Origin of the sequence: Rhizobium sp. SG741 (genome assembly GCF_012275435.1) — a bacterium.
In the GTDB taxonomy this organism is placed as follows: Bacteria; Pseudomonadota; Alphaproteobacteria; order Rhizobiales; family Rhizobiaceae; genus Rhizobium; species Rhizobium lusitanum.
Genome location: NZ_JAAZQP010000035.1, coordinates 1 through 2829, shown reverse-complemented (window position 1 = coordinate 2829; position 2829 = coordinate 1). Strand labels below are relative to the sequence as shown.

Here is a 2829-nt window from a genome sequence, read left to right as displayed (position 1 = left end):
CGTACGCATCCGAGTTGGGCCGCATTGTGCAGTGAGTGAGAGTGTGGATGCTCTGTCTATATAGACGGCAATATAGACGGTGTTTCACATATGGACGTGATGAATAATCTCCCCGGGCATTTCAGCCGGATGGAGATTGTCGATAGCGGGCGTCGCCGGCGTTTCACGGATGAAGCGAAGCTGGCGATTGTGGCTGAGAGTTATAACGGCCCGCGGCAGGTGACGGCCACGGCGCAGCGTCATGGGATCACGCGCTGGCAGTTGAATGCCTGGCGCAGGGCCGCCCGGGAAGGACGGCTTGTCCACCGCTCGACGAACGGATTTGTTCCGGCACTGGCTGTTGCCGAGCCTGATGTTGCGAGCAGCCCGCCTGTGGCAACTGACGCTGTGCCGTCTTCTGTCACAGCGTCCGGCCGCATGGAGGTGGTGAGCGCCAACGACCGGCGTGTGATCGTCGGTCGGGATGTCGACGTGGACGTCCTGCTGCGGATTATGCGGGGTCTGGAGACGTTGCGATGAACCCGTTTCCGATGGGAACGGGTGTCAAGGTTTGGTTGTCGACCGGACATACAGACATGCGGTGCGGCTTTCCTTCGCTGGCCCTTCGGGTGCAGGAAGTGTTGAAGCATGACCCGCTGGGCGGTCATCTGTTCTGCTTTAGGGGTCGCCGTGGCGACCTAATAAAATTGATCTGGCATGATGGCCAAGGCGCCTGCCTGTTCACGAAAAAATTGGAACGCGGCCGGTTTATCTGGCCGAATGTAGAGGGCGGCGCGGTGGCAATCACGCCGGCGCAGCTTTCTTATTTGCTGTCCGGAATTGACTGGAGAGCTCCTCAGGAAACCTGGCGCCCGACGCGAGTTTGAATGTCTTTTGCATTGAATTTATTGGATAAATATGCTGCTATGACAGCATGTCGTTACCGCCTCTCTCACTGCCGGACGATCTTGCCAGCGCCCACGCCGCGTTGCTGGCGGAACGCGAGGCGCGGATACGCGCTGAGGCTGAAGCGAGTAGTGCAAAAGCAAAACTTTCCGGCATTGAGGCGCTCAACGCCCATCTGCAATTGCTGATCGCCAAGTTGGAACGCGACAAACACGGCCCGAGCCGGGAGCGCACCCAGCGGCTGATCGACCAGTTGGAATTGCAGCTTGAGGAACTGGTCGCTGATGCGACCGAGGATGAGCTTGCGTCAGAGGCGGCCTCAGCGAAAACACAGACCGTTCGTGCCTTCACCCGCAAGCGACCAGTGCGCAAGCCTTGGCCAGAGAATATCGAGCGCGAGCGCATTGTCGTCGACGCGCCGACCGCCTGCACCCATTGTGGCAGCGAGCGTCTGTCGAAGCTTGGTGAGGATACTACCGAGACGCTGGAGGAGATCCCACGCCGCTTCAAGATCTTCGAAACCGTCCGGGAGAAATTTACCTGCCGGGAGTGCGGCTGCATCAGCCAGGCGCCGGCGCCGTTCCATGCCACGTCGCGCGGCTTCCTTGGCCCCAACCTTCTTTCCACCATCGTCTTCGACAAATTCTCCGAGCATCAGCCCCTGAACCGCCAAAGTCGCCGGTTCCGCAGCGAGGGGATTGATCTGTCTACCCAGACGCTCGCCGACCAGGTTGGCTACGTCAGCGCCGCCGTCAAGCCACTCTTCGATATGATCGAAACCCACGTGTTTGCGGCGGAGCGCCTCCACGGCGACGACACGACCATCCCGATCCTGGCCAAGGGGCAGTGCATTACCGGCCGCATATGGACTTACGTTTGCGACGACCGGCCCTTTGGAGGGCACGCGCCGCCGGCTGCTGTCTTCTACGCCTCCAGCGACCGGCGTGGCGAACATCCGCAACGACATCTGGCCGAGTTCACCGGTATCCTGCAGGCCGACTGCTACAATGGCTTCAATCCGCTGTTCGATCGGACAAAGAAGCAAATACCGGTGACGCCAGCCTTCTGTTTTGCCCATGCGCGCCGGAAGTTCTTCGAGCTGGCCGATGTCTCTCGCAGTGCCCGGCGGGGCAAGGGCATGCGGCCTGTCTCTGCGACGGCGTTGGAGGCGGTCAAACGCATCGATGCGCTGTTTGACATCGAGCGTGACATCAACGGCAAAAGCGCCGAAGAGCGCCTTGCCGTGCGCCAGGAAAAGAGCAAGCCGCTGCTCGACGAACTAGAGGCTTGGTTCAGGCTGGAACTCGAAGGCCTATCGCAATCCTCACCGGTGATTGAACCCATCAACTATATGCTGTCGCGCTGGGCCGACTTTGCCAGATACGCCGACGACGGCAGGATCTGCATGACGAATAACGCGGCGGAAAGAGCCCTGCGCGGGGTGGCATGTGGAAGAAAGAACTGGAGCTTCGCCGGATCCGAGCGGGGCGCCGACCGGGCCGCCATCATGCTGACCCTTATTACGACGGCTCGCCTCAACGACATCGACCCGAAGGCCTGGCTTGCCGACGTGCTGGCCCGCATCGCCGAGCTTCCCGTCTCCCGCCTGCATGAGCTCTTGCCTTGGGAGTGGAAGACGATCAAGGCGATGGAAATCCCGGCTGCCGCGTAAACAGTTTCCGAAACAGCTCTTCCGACCGACGCAGACCCTCGTCCGTCAGCACCAGTGACTTCGACTTGTTCACCGGATCGCCGATCATGCCCTTCTGATGCAAGCGATCCGTCGTTTCCCAGTCGAAGCCCTTCCAGGCACAACGCTCGTTATGCAGCGTCAGCCACAGCAGCGCCAAGACGGCATCGTCGATCTTGTCCTCATCGATCTCCATGAACCCGACGTTACCACGCGAGCCCCATTAAGTCCTGCGGCCCACCTCGGATGGATAC

General features: G+C 60.4%; 4 protein-coding genes. 3 read left to right on the top strand and 1 reads right to left on the bottom strand.

Annotated elements, in window-relative coordinates:
* Positions 1-90: 90 nt before the first annotated feature.
* From FHT29_RS34240 to FHT29_RS34230, 3 genes are read left to right on the top strand one after another with little or no spacing between them, the layout of a single operon-like run.
* Entirely contained in the window at positions 91-519 is a 429-nt protein-coding gene (locus FHT29_RS34240) for a transposase (RefSeq protein WP_113134747.1), read from the top strand.
* Entirely contained in the window at positions 516-866 is a 351-nt protein-coding gene (tnpB, locus tag FHT29_RS34235) for an IS66 family insertion sequence element accessory protein TnpB (RefSeq protein WP_113102732.1), read from the top strand. Before FHT29_RS34240 ends, tnpB begins: the two co-directional genes overlap by 4 nt.
* A 47-nt stretch (positions 867-913) precedes the next feature.
* Entirely contained in the window at positions 914-2557 is a 1644-nt protein-coding gene (locus tag FHT29_RS34230) for an IS66 family transposase (RefSeq protein WP_168601188.1), read from the top strand.
* On the opposite strand, the gene FHT29_RS34225 is transcribed toward FHT29_RS34230, so the two are convergent.
* Positions 2526-2771, bottom strand: a complete 246-nt coding sequence (locus FHT29_RS34225; protein ID WP_113134746.1) for a DUF6429 family protein — start codon at positions 2769-2771, stop codon at positions 2526-2528. The genes FHT29_RS34230 and FHT29_RS34225 overlap by 32 nt on opposite strands.
* Positions 2772-2829 lie beyond the last annotated feature (58 nt).